The sequence below is a fragment of the Albibacterium bauzanense genome (assembly GCF_004339765.1).
Taxonomy (GTDB): domain Bacteria; phylum Bacteroidota; class Bacteroidia; order Sphingobacteriales; family Sphingobacteriaceae; genus Albibacterium; species Albibacterium bauzanense.
On sequence record NZ_SMGO01000002.1, the window covers coordinates 208736 to 227075 of the forward strand.

General features: G+C 38.0%; 17 protein-coding genes. 5 read left to right on the forward strand and 12 right to left on the reverse strand.

The features are described from left to right. Nucleotides 1-13: 13 nt before the first annotated feature. The 5 genes from C8N28_RS06740 to rplM form a co-directional block, all read right to left on the reverse strand. The gene (locus C8N28_RS06740; RefSeq protein WP_132222907.1) at nt 14-2917 is read right to left on the reverse strand and encodes a DEAD/DEAH box helicase; all 2904 of its coding nucleotides are present in this window, start codon (nt 2915-2917) and stop codon (nt 14-16) included. Between the two features lie 169 nt (nt 2918-3086). Then, the gene (gene tsf, locus C8N28_RS06745; protein WP_132222909.1) at nt 3087-3926 is read right to left on the reverse strand and encodes a translation elongation factor Ts; all 840 of its coding nucleotides are present in this window, start codon (nt 3924-3926) and stop codon (nt 3087-3089) included. A gap of 98 nt (nt 3927-4024) precedes the next feature. Next, complete coding sequence (gene rpsB, locus C8N28_RS06750; protein WP_132222911.1) at nt 4025-4918, reverse strand: 30S ribosomal protein S2; 894 nt, start codon at nt 4916-4918, stop codon at nt 4025-4027. Between the two features lie 18 nt (nt 4919-4936). Then, nucleotides 4937-5323 (reverse strand): 30S ribosomal protein S9, encoded by a 387-nt coding sequence (gene rpsI / locus C8N28_RS06755; RefSeq protein ID WP_132222913.1) that lies wholly within the window; start codon nt 5321-5323, stop codon nt 4937-4939. Nucleotides 5324-5334: 11 nt separating this feature from the next. Further along, nucleotides 5335-5778, reverse strand: coding sequence for a 50S ribosomal protein L13 (rplM, locus tag C8N28_RS06760; protein ID WP_132222915.1), 444 nt, complete (start codon nt 5776-5778; stop codon nt 5335-5337). 118 nt (nt 5779-5896) lie between these two features. Between rplM and C8N28_RS06765 the strand changes: the two genes are divergently transcribed. Genes C8N28_RS06765 through C8N28_RS06785 form a run of 5 tightly spaced genes read left to right on the forward strand, consistent with a single transcriptional unit; the run spans nt 5897 to nt 10280 of the window. Further along, nucleotides 5897-7231 (forward strand): flippase, encoded by a 1335-nt coding sequence (locus tag C8N28_RS06765; RefSeq protein WP_132222917.1) that lies wholly within the window; start codon nt 5897-5899, stop codon nt 7229-7231. Continuing rightward, on the forward strand, nt 7228-7872 hold the full coding sequence (locus C8N28_RS06770; RefSeq protein ID WP_132222919.1) for an FkbM family methyltransferase: 645 nt from the start codon (nt 7228-7230) through the stop codon (nt 7870-7872). Before C8N28_RS06765 ends, C8N28_RS06770 begins: the two co-directional genes overlap by 4 nt. Before the next feature lie 25 nt (nt 7873-7897). Further along, nucleotides 7898-8815 carry a glycosyltransferase family protein gene (locus tag C8N28_RS06775; protein ID WP_132222921.1) on the forward strand — a complete coding sequence of 306 codons (918 nt, stop codon included), beginning with the start codon at nt 7898-7900 and terminating at the stop codon, nt 8813-8815. Between the two features lies 1 nt (nt 8816). Then, a complete protein-coding gene (locus C8N28_RS06780; RefSeq protein ID WP_132222923.1) occupies nt 8817-9515 on the forward strand; it encodes a DUF5672 family protein in 699 nt (232 codons plus the stop codon). Between the two features lie 3 nt (nt 9516-9518). Then, the gene (locus C8N28_RS06785) at nt 9519-10280 is read left to right on the forward strand and encodes a glycosyltransferase family 2 protein (protein ID WP_132222925.1); all 762 of its coding nucleotides are present in this window, start codon (nt 9519-9521) and stop codon (nt 10278-10280) included. On the opposite strand, the gene C8N28_RS06790 is transcribed toward C8N28_RS06785, so the two are convergent. From C8N28_RS06790 to tilS, 7 genes are all read right to left on the reverse strand, one after another. Beyond that, nucleotides 10277-11422, reverse strand: coding sequence for a glycerate kinase (locus tag C8N28_RS06790; RefSeq protein WP_132222927.1), 1146 nt, complete (start codon nt 11420-11422; stop codon nt 10277-10279). The two genes, C8N28_RS06785 and C8N28_RS06790, sit on opposite strands and share 4 nt — an antisense overlap. 2 nt (nt 11423-11424) lie before the next feature. Further along, nucleotides 11425-12384, reverse strand: coding sequence for a D-2-hydroxyacid dehydrogenase (locus C8N28_RS06795; RefSeq protein WP_132222930.1), 960 nt, complete (start codon nt 12382-12384; stop codon nt 11425-11427). A 328-nt stretch (nt 12385-12712) separates the two neighbouring features. Then, nucleotides 12713-13498: a ThuA domain-containing protein gene (locus tag C8N28_RS06800; RefSeq protein WP_132222932.1), complete on the reverse strand. Its 786-nt coding sequence runs from the start codon at nt 13496-13498 to the stop codon at nt 12713-12715. Nucleotides 13499-13572: 74 nt separating this feature from the next. Continuing rightward, nucleotides 13573-16044: a YfhO family protein gene (locus tag C8N28_RS06805; protein ID WP_132222934.1), complete on the reverse strand. Its 2472-nt coding sequence runs from the start codon at nt 16042-16044 to the stop codon at nt 13573-13575. Nucleotides 16045-16128: 84 nt separating this feature from the next. Beyond that, a complete protein-coding gene (locus C8N28_RS06810; protein ID WP_132222936.1) occupies nt 16129-16416 on the reverse strand; it encodes a DUF4834 family protein in 288 nt (95 codons plus the stop codon). A gap of 93 nt (nt 16417-16509) precedes the next feature. Next, nucleotides 16510-16989 (reverse strand): hypothetical protein, encoded by a 480-nt coding sequence (locus C8N28_RS06815; RefSeq protein ID WP_132222939.1) that lies wholly within the window; start codon nt 16987-16989, stop codon nt 16510-16512. Beyond that, nucleotides 16982-18310, reverse strand: a complete 1329-nt coding sequence (tilS, locus tag C8N28_RS06820; protein WP_165870309.1) for a tRNA lysidine(34) synthetase TilS — start codon at nt 18308-18310, stop codon at nt 16982-16984. Before tilS ends, C8N28_RS06815 begins: the two co-directional genes overlap by 8 nt. Nucleotides 18311-18340 lie beyond the last annotated feature (30 nt).

Sequence of the window (18340 nt, forward strand, 5' to 3'; positions counted from 1 at the left end):
ATAAAATCAATAATTACTTCAATAGTTCTGTTATATCTTCTTCTGTTAATGACTTTACGAAGCTTTCTTCAATCTGAATTAAGGAATCGGCAATTACTTTCTTTCGATTTTGCAAAGCCAGAATCTTCTCTTCTACAGAGTCTTTGGTAATAAATTTATAGATAAATACATTGCGACTTTGCCCGATACGGTGCGAACGATCTATCGCCTGCATTTCTACTGCAGGGTTCCACCAAGGGTCTAATATAAAAACATAATCTGCTTCTATGAGGTTCAAACCTACTCCTCCGGCTTTAATGGAGATCAAAAAGACATTTACATCATCACTCTCTCTAAACTCATTCACTACTTCCTTACGATTCTTCGTAGCACCATCTAAATATGCATAAGCAATCTTCTCTTGATTAAAGTAATCAGCATAAATTTTCATCTGCCTTACAAACTGAGAGAAAATCAGAACCTTATGGCCCCGCAATAAGACATTCTCCAGGGTATCAATAACATTCTCAAACTTTCCTGAAGATCCTTTATACTCATTATCAATCATGCGCGGATGGTTGGCTAACTGCCGAAGCTTACTCAAACCCTGTAAAACCTGGATACCCGTCTTCTTAAAGCTTCCATCCTCCAATTGCTTAAGCATTAAATTACGATATTCAGCTTTAACCTTCTCATAATCGTCAGCCTGTTCGTCAGTCATACTACAATAGAATATCTTTTCAGACTTTTCCGGAAGCTCTGTAGCCACCTGTGCCTTGGTACGACGTAAAACAAAAGGCTTAATCAATACCTGTAGCCGTCTGGCAGCTTCTTCATCCTTTTTCTTTTCAATAGGAACCACAAACTCCTTTAAAAAGAATGAATGGCCTCCCAATAATCCCGGATTAATAAATGCCATTTGCGGCCATAAATCAGCCACTGAGTTTTCAACCGGCGTACCGCTTAATATCAATTTATGCCGTCCCCTCAACTTATTAATCGCCTTAAAAGATTTCGAAGAAACATTTTTTATATTCTGACTCTCATCCAATATGATATAATGAAATAAGAAATCGCCCAAAACAAGTTCATCAATCCTTGCAATTCCATAAGTGCTGATAACCAAATCATAATTGGAAAAATCTACAGAAGATTTCCCACGCATCCCTCCTGTATGATTTAGAATTTTCAAATGAGGAGCAAACTTCTCAGCCTCACTTAACCAGTTATAGATCAATGAAGTGGGCATTATAATCAACGAAGTAGGATTGCTTGTCTCGGTTGAGAGATCTTCTTTCTCTTTTTGCAAAAGAGCTAAAGTTTGTACAGTTTTTCCCAAGCCCATATCATCTGCCAGACAACCTCCAAAATGATACTTCTTTAAGAACTGGAACCAATTATAGCCCGCCTTTTGATAAGGCCGTAAGCTTCCACTAAAATTAACAGGGTCGTCAACCTCTTCCAATGTCTCAAAATCAATCAATCTTTCCATCTTCCTTCGCATGCTGATTCCTGCTATTTCACTTACCTGCAACTCATTGATCACCCCTACATGCTGCTTTTTTAATCGCAAAGATTCATTGCCCTCTGCGAAATAAAAGAAATTCACGAACTGCGTAAACCACTGCTCCGGAATAATAGCAACTTCGCCCGAAGGAAGGACAAACTCCCTTATCTTATTTAATATGTTTTTTCGAAGACTTATAAATGGGATGCTATACTGTCCAAATTGAACCATCGCCTGAATGTCAAACCAGTCATTATCCTCCTTAACTTCCAGATCCAGCTCTATCTTTCCAAATAGAAATTGTTTCTCGGCCTTCTTTTGAATAACCTCAAAACCATTCTCTTTCAATACCTCAATATGCTCACTTAACCAGTTAATCAACGAGAAATCCTCCTGCCCCATGCTATCATTCAGCGAAGGATCTATTTCAAACTGATTTGAAAGTCCCACTTTAGGATGAAGCCCCAAACTCTTAAGGAATGAAATTCTCCCACTCTCCCATTGCACCGATCTTTTTATCCGATAAAATGTGTAGGAATCAGATTCTGCATCATATTCTAATTTAACACTAACTTTCTTTCCTGATATCTCTGAAAACGTATAAGGACCATATTTAAACTTAACTTTAAGTACAGGGCCTTCAGCCGCCTGATAACTAAATTCAATGATAGGAGTGCCATCATACTGTTGAGTCTTTATCTCAAAACCTTCGGCATATACATGATGCTTCTCAATCAACGGTCCTATGAATTTCTTAAAATAACTTTGCTCTGCCGAACGGGGAATAGAAATAAATCGTTTATTCAGGAAAGGAGATAATTTCTTACCATCTACATCCTGCTCAAAGAAGTACAGAACGTTTTCCAATAACAAACAAGCAGGTTCATTAGTAATAACTTCTGCATCCTTATACATGAATTCTATCCTAAAACCATCATACTTCAATGTTGGAAAATAACGGAGTTCGGTATCAGAGCGTCTAAAATGAAATAAAACAGAAGTTAAATGCTCCGCGAATGCCAGAGGAGTCTCAACCGGCCATCCTTCTTTGCTCATTAAAAAAAGAGATTTCTCTTTAAGCAAACTAAGGATCTGGTTCAAATTCTGTTCAATCCTGGGACGAATAACAGCGAAAATCTTTGGAGTGAAGATGTTTAAAAAGTATTCCGAAGGACGAATATTCTTCTTATAAAACCGCTTAATCAATTGACTTTGCTCAATCTCTTCACACAGTTTAATCAAAGTCCAATCCGTCTCATCCATGCCTTGCTCATATTCAGAGGCAGTATTCATGAACAATCGCTGGTAGGTAAGCGAAAAACTATGATCCTGATTCAGTTGCACAACATGAGGTTCTATTAAATAACCCAGAAACTCATGCTTACACAAAGAATAAACTATCTTAAATGGTTTCTTGCTATCTACTCTCATTATTCAATTAAAAATCACTTTTTATTCCTTATAATTCTTAAAAGGGTTTTAAATATAATGATTCCTTTTGGATAAAAGCCTATTATTAAAAAACAGGCTGAGAAAGATTACCTATAAACAAAAAATGCCCTCCTGTAACAGGAGGGCATTTCATATAATTTTAAAAGATCTATGCTCCTAACTGAACTCTTTTGAATGCAGTTACAGTCAATCCTTTAGATACACTATCCAAGAACTGGCTTATATTTTTAGAAGAATCTTTAACAAATTCCTGATTCAATAAAGTGTTTTCTTTATAGAATTTATTCAATTTACCTTGTGCGATTTTTTCAATCATAGCTTCAGGTTTTCCTTCAGCACGAATTTGCTCTTTGGCAATTTCAAGCTCACGCTCAACTAAAGTAGCATCTACACCGTCTTTATCGATAGCAGTAGGATTCATTGCAGCAATTTGCATCGCTACGTCTCTACCTGCATCTTCAACACCTTCTGTATCTGCACTTAATCCAACCAATACAGCTAAACGGTAATTGCTATGAACATAAGCTACTACTTTCTCAGCTTCAATAAATTCGTAAGTCGAAACTTCAACCTTCTCACCAGTTTTACCAGTTTGCTCAATAATTAAATCAGCAACACTTACGTTATTGATTGTTAATAATTTTAATGCTTCTACACTTGAAGGATGCTCTTGAGCAGCAAGATTAAGAATGCTTTCTGCAAATGCAACAAACTCATCGTTCTTTGCAACGAAATCAGTTTCGCAATTAACTTCAACAACTACCCCTCTTTTTCCATCTACAGAAGTTTTTGCTAAAACCAAACCTTCATTTGATTCACGATCTTGACGATTTGCAGCAACCTTTGCACCTTTTTTACGTAGATAATCAACTGCATCCTCAAAATTACCTTTAGCCTCTACCAAAGCCTTTTTGCAATCCATCATACCTGCGCCTGTTTGTTGGCGTAGTTTATTTACGTCTGATGCAGAAATTTGTACTGTCGACATTTTTTCTCCTTTATTTATTAATAAAATAATTATGGGTTGCTAATTAAGTGTTGTGATAAAGCAAAACACATAATCAACAACCCACAACATTAAAAAATTTAATCCTTTTTCTCTTCTACTTTATCTTCTACACTCTCTTCACTTGCTGTTTCAGCAGCTTGAGGTGCATCTGAAGTTGTAGTTGCAGATTTACGTGCACGTTTAGCACCGCCTTCTTTTTTCTCAGGAGCTGCTTCTTGCTTAGCATTATCTATTTGTGCTTTTGCTGCTGCCGCTTCTTTCTCTGCTTCATCTTCCTTATCGCGCTTGCGTTCATCTAAACCTTCTTTAATTGCTTGTCCAATTACGCCTGCAATTAATGAAATTGATTTAGAAGCATCGTCATTCGCCGGAATAGGGAAATCGATATTTGATGGATTAGAGTTGGTATCAACCATTCCGAAAGTAGGAATGTTTAATTTGATAGCCTCACTAACTGCAATATGTTCTTTCTTTACGTCAACAATAAATAACGCAGCAGGTAAACGGTTTAAATCAGCGATACCACCTAATAGTGATTCCAATTTAACACGCTCACGTTGAATCATCAACTTTTCTTTCTTTGATAAAACATCGTATGTACCATCTTTCGTCATTTTGTCAATGTTCGACATCTTTTTGATCGACTTACGTACAGTAGCAAAGTTTGTAAGCATACCACCTAACCAACGTTCCGTAACAAACGGCATGTTAGTTTCTTTGGCTTGCTCCGCAATAATATCTTTTGCTTGCTTCTTAGTAGCAACAAATAATATCTTACGACCTGATTTTACAATTTGTTTAATTGCAGATGAAGCTTCTTCTAACTTCACCAATGTTTTATTTAAATCGATAATGTGGATGCCGTTACGCTCCATGAAAATGTATTTCGACATTTTCGGATCCCATTTGCGGGTAAGGTGTCCAAAATGTACACCTGCATCCAGTAATTCCTGATATGTTGTTCTAGCCATTGCTTGGTCCTCCTTAAATTAACGTTTACTAAATTGAAATTTCTTACGAGCTTTAGCACGTCCTGGTTTCTTACGCTCAACCATACGGTTATCACGAGTTACCAAGCCTTTAGCACGTAAAGCCGCTTTAATTTCTGGGTTGAGTTCAATTAGAGCTTTAGCAATTGCTAAACGCACTGCTTCTGCCTGACCTTTTACTCCACCACCCGAAACGTTAACTTTAACATCATGGTTTCCAGAAACTCCGGCAACCTCAATGCTTTGCGTTACTATGTATTGCAGGGGCAATGTTGGAAAGTATTCTTTGTAATCTTTACCGTTTACGATAATGGTTCCGCTACCTGCACTAAGATAGATACGTGCAACAGCAGTTTTTCTTCTTCCTGAAGTGTTTGTAATTGACATTTCTTTTCTCCTTAGAATTTAACTGTTTTAGGACTTTGAGCCGCATGTGGATGCTCATTACCAACATACACATAAAGGTTCTTAAATAGGGCGCGGCCTAATTTGTTCTTAGGCAACATACCACGTACCGCTTTCTCAACGATGCGCGTCGGGTGTTTAGCCAATAATTCCTTAGGAGAAATGAAACGCTGACCACCTGGATAACCAGTATAAGAGGTATAAACTTTATCATTCAGTTTATTCCCGGTCAACTTAACCTTGTCTGCATTAATAACGATCACGTTATCTCCGCAGTCTACGTTTGGGGTAAATGTAGGCTTGTGTTTTCCTCTGATTACTTTCGCAATTTCAGAAGACAAGCGCCCCAAAATCTCACCTTCGGCATCAACTACAATCCATTCTTTATTAATGGTTTGCTTGTTGGCTGAGACAGTTTTGTAACTTAACGTATTCACTTGCTTTGTTTTATTTTATGAATAATTTATATTTTTTCCCTAAAAATAAGGACTGCAAAGGTAAGAATAAGTTTTTTGAAACCAACATAGATTTACTAATTTTTCTTAGGTTTGTTTTATGAAGCTACCAACCTTACCCGGTTTTGACCCTCAGGCATTTGAGAAATATTTCAAAAACACGGGCTGGCTTATGATGGCACGTGTAGGCACGCTACTTGTAAAGATGCTTACCGGAATTGCTGTAGCCAACTATTTAGGTAGCTCAGGCAATGGAATATTAAACTTTCCCTTAGCCCTTATCACATTTTTTATGGCTGCTTCTGCATTAGGCCTGGACTCCTATATTACCCGCGAACTATTGCAACGCCCTCAATCTAAAAACGTATTATTAGGAACCGCATTTGCCTTGCGTCTATCTGCAGGATTAATTGTACTGCCTTTAATTTATTTCACCTACTTCCTGATTAACGGCCTTTCAAGTGCTAACCCGGGCGTTCCATTTAATTTTATCGCCATTGTTTCCTTCGTCTGCGTTATCCAGTCCATTAACATCATCGATAGCTATTTCCAGTCGCAGGTTCAGGGAAGAAAGATCATGATCGTGCAGGTTATCGCCAATATTATCTCTGCCCTGGCAAAAATAATCCTTATATTTTTAGCTGCTCCCATTACCTGGTTTATCTGGGCGCTATTAGCCGATGCTGCATTTTTAGCTATTGGCTATTTATGGATGTATCAAAAGAGCAATGAGTCTGTCTTTCATTGGAAATTCGATAAAAGCCTGGCGAAATATTTACTCAAAATGGCGTGGCCGCTTGCTTTTTCAGCCATACTGGTTACCCTCTACATGAAAATAGATCAGATAATGATCAGCAGTTATTTGGGCAGTAGTGCGCTGGGCATTTATTCAACTGTAGTAAGCCTGAGCGAAAGCTGGTATTTTATCCCCGTCGCAACAGTAAGCGCACTCTTCCCGGCAATCATGAATGCCCGGAAACACAATGAAGAACGCTATCAGAATCGGCTCCAAAACCTGTATGATCTTATGTCATTTATCAGTGTTGGAATAGCCATCATCATGACCTTTGCATCCCCTCTCATATATAGAATACTTTACAAAGCAGATTATGCCGCAGGCGCTGAAGTTTTAGCCATTCATATTTGGGCAGGAATATTCGTATTTTTGGGGAGTGCTAGCGGCCAGTATTTAATTGCCGAAGGTTATACCAAACTCTCACTGGTGCGTACCGCCGTAGGAGCTTTGGTAAATATTATTTTAAATATATGGTGGATTCCAATTTTTGGCATAAAAGGTGCGGCTTGGGCATCATTAATAGCTTATGCAGTAGCTACATTTTATATTGTACTAATACCAAGAACAAGAGCCCAGGGTATCATGATGTTAAAATCAATATTTCAGATAAACTTAATCAGAAAACTTATTAAACCTTGAAAAATATATATCCTATCTCCAGTCTTTTAAATATCCAAAAGCTACGCTCCATACTATCTTTTGGCATAAAAGGTTATCTAGCAGAAATCGGTTGGTTTGTTGCCCTTAAGCATAAATCATCTGTAAACGGAGAGAATGAACCGATCCCCTGGCTCACGTATTCATTTATCGATTTTCTGGAAAACAGGCTAAATAAAGAACAGTCTATCTTCGAATTTGGCTCAGGTAACTCAACACGTTATTTTGCAAAGAAGGTAAACGATATCAGCTCCTTGGAGCATGATAAAGCCTGGTATGAAAGCGGACTTAAGAATAAACCGCACAATGCCAATCTGATCTTTTGTGAACTTGACGCAGATGGCAATTATTGTCGCGGAGCAATTAATACCAAACAAAAATTCAATATTATTATTATAGATGGTAGAGATCGTGTAAACTGCTGCCTGCAAAGTATTGATGCCCTTAAAGAAGACGGAGTACTTATCTTAGATGATTCTGAACGCGAACGTTATACAGCTGGACGGATTGCTTTAATAGAAAAGGGCTTCAAAGAGCTTTCTTTTAGCGGCATTTCACCAGGCTTTTTTTACAGGAAGGAAACTTCCGTATTTTACCGAAGCAATAACTGTTTAGGTATTTAATATATCAATTTTAATGTAATTCTATATGCAGCATCTTGCGCCCATTGCTTTATTTGTATATAACAGACCGGAACATACACGCCGGACGATTTCCTTTTTACAAAAAAACCTGCTGGCAGATGAATCAAGATTATTTATTTACTCAGATGCCGCCAAAGACGAGGCCGATAGAAAAAAGGTTGATGAAACAAGAGAGCTCATCAAAACGTTTGATGGTTTCAAATCCGTAAAAATAATTGAACGTAAGGAGAACTATGGCTTAGCTGCATCCATCATTGATGGTGTATCAGAACTTACAAAAGAATATGGAAAGGTAATTGTTTTTGAAGACGATCTACTAGCCTCACCCTTCACCTTAAGATATTTCAATGAGGCCTTAAGAACCTATCAGACAGAAGAGCGTGTAATGCAGATCAGCGCCTATATGTTTCCTCTAAAAGATGCAGAGAAATTGCCAGAAACATTCTTCTTCCGGGCAACTACAAGTTGGGGTTGGGCTACGTGGGAAAGAGCCTGGAATCACTTTGAACCCAATGTTTCTCTTTTATATCAGCAATTTGACCAGAACAAAATCAGAGATTTCTCTATAGATGGTTCCATGAATTACTGGAAACAGCTACTCGATTTTAAAAGCCATAAAAACAACTCCTGGTCTATCCGCTGGTATGCATCTGTCTTTTTAAATAAGGGGCTCGTTTTACATCCAAGAGAATCATTAATCGATAATATCGGACACGACGGCACAGGTGTACATTCAATCATTGAAGATACTTACCAGGTTACCATCTCCCGAAAACCCGTTCATAATTTCGCGTCAGAAATTAAAGAAAATAAAGAAGCACTGGCAGCGATCAAGCTCTTTTTTAAACATAGAAAAGGAAGCCTATTCAAACGAGGAAAGAAATTCCTTATTAATACATGGTATCAATTTTTCAAGTCGTAGAATGATCGAAGTAAGCGTAGTTATACCAATATATAAGTCTGAATTAACAGATTCTGAATTAAGGTCTTTCAAACAGTGCCTGGATATACTGGGAGACCACCCGCTGATGCTCGTTGCTCCAAATGGTTTAGATACTACATTTTACGAGAACATTGCAGGCAGAAATCTTCAATGTGCATACTTCAATAAACGCTATTTCACTTCTGTACGCGGCTATTCTGAACTATTTTTAAGCAAGAAGCTCTACTGTCATTTTGAGGCATACGAATACATCCTTATCTATCAATTAGATGCCTGGGTATTTCGCGATGACCTATCTTATTGGTGCGAACAGAAATACGATTATATTGGTGCACCCTGGTTAGAAGCCCCTCCCATAACATCGGGCAAGAAACCGCTTATTAACCTTTCTAATTTCTTAATAAACAAGGTAGGTAATGGAGGCTTTTCGTTGAGGAAAGTGAAACCACATATCAAATGGGCCTGGTGGGTTTCTTTTCTATTTAAGTTCTTCCCAAAAAACGAAGACATTTTATGGACACTCTTCGCACCTTTTAAAAAGCCCAATGAGATAGAAGCCTTACAATTTGCATTTGAATTAAATCCAGAGCATTCCTATGAGCTCATCAATGAGCAATTGCCATTCGGTTGCCATGCCTGGGAAAAATACAATCCTACATTCTGGAAAAGATTCATTTAAATCATGCCGACTAATTTTCATCCCACCCTATCAGTTATCACCATCGTTTATAACAACGTAAAGGATATTGAACGGACCATGCTTTCAGTAATTAATCAAGATTATGATGCAATAGAATACATCATTGTCGATGGAGGTTCAACAGACGGGACCTTGGATATAATTAAGAATTACGAAGATAAGATCACCAAATGGATCAGCGAACCCGATAAGGGGATCTATAATGCCATGAACAAAGGGTTAAAAATGGCGAGTGGCGACTATGTTCTGTTTATGAATTCAGGCGATGAGATATATGCCAATAATACTGTATCTAAGGTGTTTGCATCAGAACCGAATGCTGATATCTATTACGGAGAGACTGAAATGTTCAATGAAGATTGGGAAAGCCTGGGAACACGCCGGCATAAAGTTCCCGAAAAGTTTACCTGGCGCAGCTTTAGATATGGTATGAGCATCAGCCATCAAGCCATCTATATCCGCAGAGAAATAACCGAATCCTATGATGAACATTATAAATTAAGCGCAGATATCGACTGGATTCTTAAAGCTGCCCGAAAAGCAAAAAAGATTGTAAATACTCATCAATATGTTGCTAAATACCTAGTTGGGGGGATGTCTAAAAAACGCCACCGTGAAAGTCTGAAAGAACGCTTCCACATCTTTACTGAGTATTATGGCTTTACTGCCAACCTATTTAACCATGCAATTATTGCAGCCAAGTTAAGCTGGTATTATTTGAAAAACAGGCGAACAAACGATTAATCAGAAGCTTGATTAGCTAAGGCCAAAAGATTCCCTAAATTTTCAGCTGTCCTTGTAAGGTTAGAAGCCGTATGCTTAAAAGCTTGGGCTAAATCAATGGGTTCATTTCCGATTGACAAAATCACATCAAAATATTCCTGCAAATCAGTATTCACATCCAAAGGCACTTTCCCTGCAAAAGCAATAACCGGCAAGCCCTTAAGCTTTGCCCGATAAGCTACTCCAAATGGCCCCTTTCCTTGCAGCGTTTGCTCATCAATACTTCCTTCTCCTGTAATTACCAGATCTGCATTTTCTAAAGAAGAAGAGAAATCAGTAAACTCTAAAAAGTAATCAATTCCATTCACAAGCTTTGCATTTAAAAAGGCATACAATCCGGCTGCTGCACCTCCTGCAGTACCGCCATGCTTTACAGAAGCCATATCCTTTCCAGTCTGTTTCAAAGCTACTTCTGACAGTTTAGAAAGCGCTTTATCCAGCTTATTCACATCTTCTGTCGATGCACCCTTTTGAGGCCCGAAGACAGCAGCTGCTCCCTCATTACCTAATAATAAATTGTCTACATCGCAAAGAACAACCACCTCACAGTCCAACATTCTTTTATCAAATAAAGAAAGGTCAATAGAATACAAATCAACCAGACTCTCTGGAAGCGATATCAATTCTTTACCTTCTTTATCCAAAAAACGGATACCCAAAGCTTTCAATATTCCGCAGGCACCATCCACCGTGGCTGAACCTCCCAATGCAATAATGAACTTCTTTACTCCTTTTTCAAGAGCTATTTTTATCTGTTCACCGGTTCCAAAAGATGTTGCTATCAATGGGTTCAATTCTTCCGACTGCAGCAAGCGTATTCCAGATGCATTTGCCATCTCGATAACAGCTGTTTTGCCACCGTCAATCAATCCAAAAGATGTGCTTATCTCTCTTCCCAATGCATCGTGCACGGACGATTCTATTATTTCTCCTTTAAAATTGTCTATAATTAATGCCCCCGTTCCATCACCTCCATCGCCTATCGGAAAGCAGGTACAATTGCAAGCAAGCTTACTTTGTAAAAAACCTTTCTGGATAGCTAAAGCTGCCTCTGAAGCATTCAAACTATGCTTAAAGCTATTAGGAGAGATAAGGATCTGCATTGTTAACCGTTTACCACATTAACCGGATTACCTTTTTTGAAAGCAGATAAATTATCTGTAGCAATCTGCAATAAACGAGTGCGCGATTCGATCGTTGCCCAGGCAATATGAGGAGTTATGATGCAATTCTTCGCATTAAACAACGGATTATCTTTTGCAGGAGGCTCAAGCAATAACACATCAATACCAGCCCCGGCAATAACGCCCTCATTTAATGCGGATGCAAGATCTTCCTCAACGATAATAGGCCCTCTGGCGGTATTTAAAAGAAATGCAGAAGCTTTCATGCTTTTTAAGCTTTCCTTATTAATTAAACCTTCTGTTTGAGGGGTTAACGGACTATGGATACTCACTACATCCGATTCTTTTAAAAGATCAGGTATCTCTGCCCATTTAAAATTCTTGCGCTGTGATTGATTACTATGTGTTCGGCTTGCGCCAATAACATTCATCCCAAAAGCGGTAGCCACATCAGCAACCTGTTGTCCGATGGTGCCAAAACCGATGATCCCCATTGTTTTACCCGAAAGCTCAATCAACGGATAATCCCAAAAACTAAAATCTAAAGAACGCGACCATTTGCCATCTGTCACAGCATCGCTATGGCGCTGAACATGCAAGCAGAGTTCCAGCAACAATGCAAAAGTTAATTGCACAACAGAGGGCGTGCTATAACCAGGCACATTACACACAGTTATTCCACGTTTTTTTGCAGCTTCGATTGCAATAATATTATAACCGGTTGCCGTAACCCCGATGTATTTTAAATCAGGCAGGCTATTTATTTCTTTCTCACCAATAGAAACTTTATTAGTCAGCAGAACATCCGCACCTTTGCAGCGTTCAATTATTTTATCAGTCGGTGTGCGATCATATACTACAACCTCACCCAACTGCTTTAAGCCATCCCAACTCAAATCTCCCGGATTTAATGTACAACCGTCAAGTACGATAATTTTCATTATATTAATTTGTTTTTTAATGGAAATGAAGCTATCATGAGTTATCGTTTTCTCGATTTATAAACTCCATGAACTCATGATGGTTTCTTTGAATTTTCTTTATACCTAAATTATTAAAAGTAAAGAAAATTAATCAAAAATGATAAGCCAGGTTCATAATTTCTTCTAATCATGCTTTAACCATGTATTACCCTTGCTTTACATATTCGGCTTATTAGCGAGTGATCCCTCCGTTGAGTCTGTGCTTTTTTGGCTGTTTTAACGCAGATACAACGGAAGAACAAAGAAATATGTAAAAATAAATGTAATAGGAGGGTTAATTTGGGGTTTATTCAATTATTCCTAAGCCTGTTGCTGCCCAGTAAATACCGCCATAAATATGAGCTAAAAACCAAGGATCTTTGAATGCCTCAGGCATATGTCCAAGAGTTGTGTAGAATGATCTCCCTCCATCATATTCCTGATACCATGCTACAGGGTGAAAATCACCCATTGCAGTAAATCTATTGGGGTTTCCCCATGTTCTATCAGGATCATAGGTTTTTTCATCTACTGTAAGCAATGTTTTCAAATTGCCTGTCAATGCTTCTCCATATGAATACCACTCTTCAGTCCAGATCCATTTGTCGGGAAGATGCATAGTAGCCGGGAAATTTTTATCAACTACATTCATAACAGCAGTTTGCTCTTCTGGGTGATCAGTAAGGCTGCGTCCGACTAGTTTTCGGAACCATTCTTCCTGGTTTCTATTGGCAGAAGATCCATGGATGCCCACAAATCCGCCACCGTTGCGGATAAAAGCTTTGAAATTTTCCTTCTGTGCATCAGAAAGGTCTTCTCCTTTTGAGTGAAGAAAAACAATGGCATCAATTCCTTTCAGAAATTCTGCTGAAAAAGGATCTCTAACATTTCCACTACCGTTCTTCTGTGCCCAAACTAATTCAAAATGATGTTGTAATGCCATCTCCTTGAACTCAATCATGGCAACCGGAACAGTAGGGTCATGCCATCGATCCGGCCCCGTATAAACCATTACTTTAAATTGTTGTGCAAAAGCAGGGACCGTGCTAATTAACACCATCAAAACGATGAAGATGTAATTGATTTTTTTCATCAGGTTATTTAATTGGTTTCGCAATTCACATTCTATGCAAACAACATTCTTATGTCCTTATGTAATCTTACGGCTTAAGAATTTTTAGAGGAGGCCTTGTATTCCTTTTGTTCTCTCCAAACTGCAAAGCCCAATACTAAAAGTAATAAGACGGAAGCAATAAGGGAAATAGTTTCTCCGGTATAATAAGATTGAGGTTCGAATTTGAATTCTACTTTATGGTTACCTCCGGGAAGCTGAGCAGCACGCAATACATAGTCGGCTCTGAAATATGGAATTTCTTGACCATCTACATACGCTTTCCATCCTTTATCATAATAGATTTCAGAAAATACTGCTACAACGGTGCCTGGAGCAGAATATTCATATATCAAATGATCTGGACGGTAATCAACTAATTCTATAATGGCATTGGTTGAATTACTGATCTTGGCAGAATCGATAAGGTGTTTAAATTCTGTGTGAATGATAGCTACGTCTTTTGGATTGAAGCTATCAAGTCCTTGCATTTCCTGCTCTGCATTATCTACATATTTAATACGGTTGATAAACCATGCATTTCCTGCAGCCGAACTTCTGTTCTGGATATGTTGAGAATCTTGCCCATCGGAAGTAATAACATACTTCGTATTCAGCATATCCAATACATCCTGATTAATGGCGTTATTGAACTGACGTTCTAATAATTCTTGATAACGCATTAATTTAGCAGCATGGTATCCTCCAATGGTATTGTGATAATACGATGTGCTTGCACTATTGAATGTAGAAATGGTTAAATCAAGAACCCGATAATCTGGCTGTGTATCACGGTTAATAAATTTATCTACCTCACGTTTCGGGAATTGATTGGCAAGTACAGATGCTTCAACAAAATTATCTTTGTTTAAATAGCGACGGTTTACACCCCACATATCAATCAGAATAGCTACTGCTAATAAAATGATAGCTGTTTTTGGTTTCAATTTATCTTTAACCCAAAGCCAAACGACTCCTGAACCTAACAATACAAAAATGAACGATCTAAAAGCATCGTTTCTTGCCATAGCGGTACGATCACTAACCAATGCATTCAAGATAGATTGTGCAAAATTATTATCGCCAAGCTGCTGTCCTAACTGTTGAGCTATTGCCTGATGATTACTGGTTTTAAAGCTTAAGAACAGGTTGGGCAAAATGGCTACAATTAAGGCAATGCCACCGACAATATAAAAGCTATAAAGTACCTTTTTATCTAACTTTGGAATCTCTGTCCGCTTGGTAATAATTTCGTTTAAAGCCAATACTGCAAGGATTGGAATAAAGAGGGATGCGATTACCAGAGTTGACTCTACAGCTCTGAATTTATTATAAAGTGGGAAATAATTAAAGAAGATATCGGAAATAAATGGCAAATGTCTTCCAAAGGCGAGGAATAGACTCAGAAGCGTTGCTCCTAATAGCCACCATTTTAAGCGACTGTGAACGATGAATAGTCCCAATACAAATAAGAAAATTACAATCGCACCAAAATACCATGGTCCAGAGGTAAAAGGCTTATCGCCCCAATAGGTAGGCATTTGCTGTGCGAAACCCACCGCTTGGTTTGCAGGAACACCTTCTTTAAGAAGCACTTTTGCAACTTCTGAGTTTTCGTCTAATTGAGGACCTGAACCACCGCCGTATGCATTAGGAATTAGGAAAGTAAGGTTTTCCATTACTCCCTGACTCCATTGATAGGCATACTCTCTATCAACTCCTTTTGTATCTGCAGCCTTTGCTTCAGTTGTTAAATTTGATTTACCTCTGATAGATTCCTGGCTATATTCATAGGTAGTCCATAATAAGCCAGCATTTACTGCCAAAGCTAATACGCAAGCTACTGCCAAAGAACCGATAGCTTTTCCAAATTCAGCTGTTTTCTTTTCTTTAATGGCATGATATAGTTCTATTCCCACCAATATTAACATAGCAATAAGGAGGTAATAGGTCATTTGAATATGGTTTACCCTGATCTCTAAGGCCAGGAACAGGGCTGTTAAAGCGGCTCCCCATAGATATTTACCCCGTAACGTTAGTAAAATACCGGCTATAACAGGTGCAAAGAAAGCAATAGCGTAGGCTTTACTGGCATGCCCTGCTTCAATATATATAAAATTATAAGAGGAGAAAGTAAATGCAACTGCCCCTAATGCGGCAATCCATGGCTTAACGCGCATTACATTAAAGAGCAAATAAGAACCTATTAAATAGAAGAGAATGGTATCAATCGGATTGGGAAATACGGTCTTAAAGAAACCCATAACATGGGTTGTAATGTTCTTAGGATAGGATACCCAGATCTGATAAGAAGGCATTCCACCAAACATTGCATTGGTCCAAAGTGGTGCTGTACCATCTTCTGCTTTAAAATCCATGATCTCCCTTTGCATGGCTTTCGCTTGGATAACATCTTGTTGTACAAGCTCTTTACCTTGCCAGGCAGGAGTAAAATAGATAAAGCTGATAGCTATAAATAGTCCAATGATTGCAAAATGGACGGAGTTACGCGTAAACCAATGTTTCATTCTCTGAATTCTATGTCTGAAAACTCAAAAATATAGAATAGAATCCAATTTTTATGAAGAGAATAGTATTTTGTATAAAAACGCTTACTTTATCTCTTCAAAATCAACAAATTCACCTGCTTGGTTTGCGCCATTCTGGTTAGATGGCTGAGGAGGAATGTAATCGATATTAATCTTACCATCCGCTTTCTTTTGATGTTCACGAGGGTTTTGTCTACTTCTTTGCTGACCCTGTGCCTGAAATTCTTTAAAGGCTTGCTCCTGCATTTTTTTTGCAAAGCCTCTTAAAATCCATGGCAATAAACGAGCCGTCAGTATACGAAGTATCCATAAGACCAATATTGCAATAAATAAAAACTTTATAAAACCCATATCGTTGTAAATCCTTTTCTTTTATAAATCTTTAACAAAATTAATAAAAAACTGTTTATTAAAAATTTATCTGCTGTAAAATTGACGAGTGTATTACTTTTGTTGCGCTTGCTTAATGGCGTCCACCAGTTCTTTTGGTCGCTGACTACCAATAATATACACTAATCCTTCGCGGTCTGTTATCCAAACAGCTTTCTTACCACCGGCATAGAAACGTATTTTACCATTTTGATGAAGATTATAAACCGGGTTATTAACCAAGAACGTACTGTAACCTTTGTTTTCTACCTTAACAACGCTATTTAAATCAATCTTTACCAGGCGGGTGGTCCATAATCCGCTCATTTGTATGCTATTTTCTGTTACCGTAATTCGGTAATGCAGCATATACATCATGATGATGGAAACAAAAATAATGATGGAGCCTGCAACTAAAAATAGCCTGCTATTCTCTTCATGCTCTATATTAAGATAATAGGCAACGAAGCAGAATAACGCTAAAAGTAAGCGTACGCTCAGCCATCCGCGATCCCGGCCGAGGTATTGGTTTTCGATATAAATTGCTTTACTCATCTTTTATTTCATCGAAGATAATAACTTTTTTAGTTTTTGGTGTCACCTTAAAATTATCATCAATTCTCCAGGGTAAAATTGCTACAATTGATTGACCAGCATCTTCAATGACAGGTACTTCCTGCTTTAAAGTAACCGGTATTTTTAAAGAGATCAGGAAGTCACTCACTTTTTTTTGTCCTTTCATACCCAAGGGCTGAAAGCGATCTCCTTGATGCCAGGAACGGACAAGAAGCGGAAGTTTGACTGCATCAAAATCAATGACCTGTATAAAACCTGTCAAGCTTAAGTCTGCCCTATCTGCACTATACACTTTATATCTTTTATGAAACCATGTAAATTCATAAGGAAGTGCTTCTATAGATAGATCTTCAAAATTCTCTTTAACAAGTGGTTTCAATATCAGGCTTGTCCGATCTACCAATATTTGATGTGTTGAGGAATAGAAACTTCTTCCTGAACCATTATCCCAATCTCTTAATAAATCTGATAAAACTGCCTCTGTAAACCCATAAGGACTAAAGAGTTCATAGATCCATAAACTAATAGGGTTGAGCTCTTTTAGATGGGATATTTGAATATGAGTTTCTTCATTTGGCTCTTTAATAAAGAGTTCTAATCTTAACTCCTCAACGGCTTGAGTCAAAAAAGACTCGACAGCATGGAATCTTTTGCTATTGGCAAGGAACGTTTTCTCAATTTCAGGATTGATTTTACGCAGAACAGGCAGAACTTCCAACCTGATTCTATTCCTTTTATACTTGGTACTTGCATTGGATGCATCTTCCCGAAAATCTAATTTCTTCTGAACAACAATATCCTTTACTTCTTCCCCGGTAAATGCCAGTAGGGGACGAATCAGCTTATCTCGTTTGGGTAAAATTCCTGATAAACCAGCAATGCCTGTCCCCCGCAGAAGATTCAAGAATACCGTTTCTACTGAATCTGTTTGATGATGTGCGACTGCAAGAAAGGAATAATTGTGCTTGCTTCGAATCTCTTCTAACCATTTATAGCGAAGATCTCGCGCTGCCATCTGTATAGAAATATGGTTTTCGCTTGCATATTGTTCAGTAGAGAAATGGGTTGAATAGAAATCAACTTTAAATTGATCTGCCAATGATTTAACAAATTCTTCATCGAGATTGGATGCCTCTTCTCTCAATCCGAAATTACAATGAGCAATTCCAAAATTGAAACCAGCTTCTGCAAATAGATAGGCCATCAAAACAGAATCTTTGCCACCACTTACAGCCAGAAGAATTGGTTGTTCTTTTGTAAACAAACTATTTTCAGCAATAAAGCGCAAAAACTTATCCATGAATTGCATAGTCAAAGTTATGGAAATTAT

What these genes read in the sequence shown, in the direction of transcription:
- C8N28_RS06740 (WP_132222907.1), bottom strand. Translation starts at nt 2,917, where the DNA reads ATGAGAGTAGATAGCAAGAAACCATTTAAGATAGTTTATTCTTTGTGT.
- tsf (WP_132222909.1), bottom strand. Translation starts at nt 3,926, where the DNA reads ATGTCGACAGTACAAATTTCTGCATCAGACGTAAATAAACTACGCCAA.
- rpsB (WP_132222911.1), bottom strand. Translation starts at nt 4,918, where the DNA reads ATGGCTAGAACAACATATCAGGAATTACTGGATGCAGGTGTACATTTT.
- rpsI (WP_132222913.1), bottom strand. Translation starts at nt 5,323, where the DNA reads ATGTCAATTACAAACACTTCAGGAAGAAGAAAAACTGCTGTTGCACGT.
- C8N28_RS06765 (WP_132222917.1), top strand. Translation starts at nt 5,897, where the DNA reads ATGAAGCTACCAACCTTACCCGGTTTTGACCCTCAGGCATTTGAGAAA.
- C8N28_RS06775 (WP_132222921.1), top strand. Translation starts at nt 7,898, where the DNA reads ATGCAGCATCTTGCGCCCATTGCTTTATTTGTATATAACAGACCGGAA.
- C8N28_RS06780 (WP_132222923.1), top strand. Translation starts at nt 8,817, where the DNA reads ATGATCGAAGTAAGCGTAGTTATACCAATATATAAGTCTGAATTAACA.
- C8N28_RS06785 (WP_132222925.1), top strand. Translation starts at nt 9,519, where the DNA reads ATGCCGACTAATTTTCATCCCACCCTATCAGTTATCACCATCGTTTAT.
- C8N28_RS06790 (WP_132222927.1), bottom strand. Translation starts at nt 11,422, where the DNA reads ATGCAGATCCTTATCTCTCCTAATAGCTTTAAGCATAGTTTGAATGCT.
- C8N28_RS06795 (WP_132222930.1), bottom strand. Translation starts at nt 12,384, where the DNA reads ATGAAAATTATCGTACTTGACGGTTGTACATTAAATCCGGGAGATTTG.
- C8N28_RS06800 (WP_132222932.1), bottom strand. Translation starts at nt 13,498, where the DNA reads ATGAAAAAAATCAATTACATCTTCATCGTTTTGATGGTGTTAATTAGC.
- C8N28_RS06805 (WP_132222934.1), bottom strand. Translation starts at nt 16,044, where the DNA reads ATGAAACATTGGTTTACGCGTAACTCCGTCCATTTTGCAATCATTGGA.
- C8N28_RS06810 (WP_132222936.1), bottom strand. Translation starts at nt 16,416, where the DNA reads ATGGGTTTTATAAAGTTTTTATTTATTGCAATATTGGTCTTATGGATA.
- C8N28_RS06815 (WP_132222939.1), bottom strand. Translation starts at nt 16,989, where the DNA reads ATGAGTAAAGCAATTTATATCGAAAACCAATACCTCGGCCGGGATCGC.
- tilS (WP_165870309.1), bottom strand. Translation starts at nt 18,310, where the DNA reads ATGGATAAGTTTTTGCGCTTTATTGCTGAAAATAGTTTGTTTACAAAA.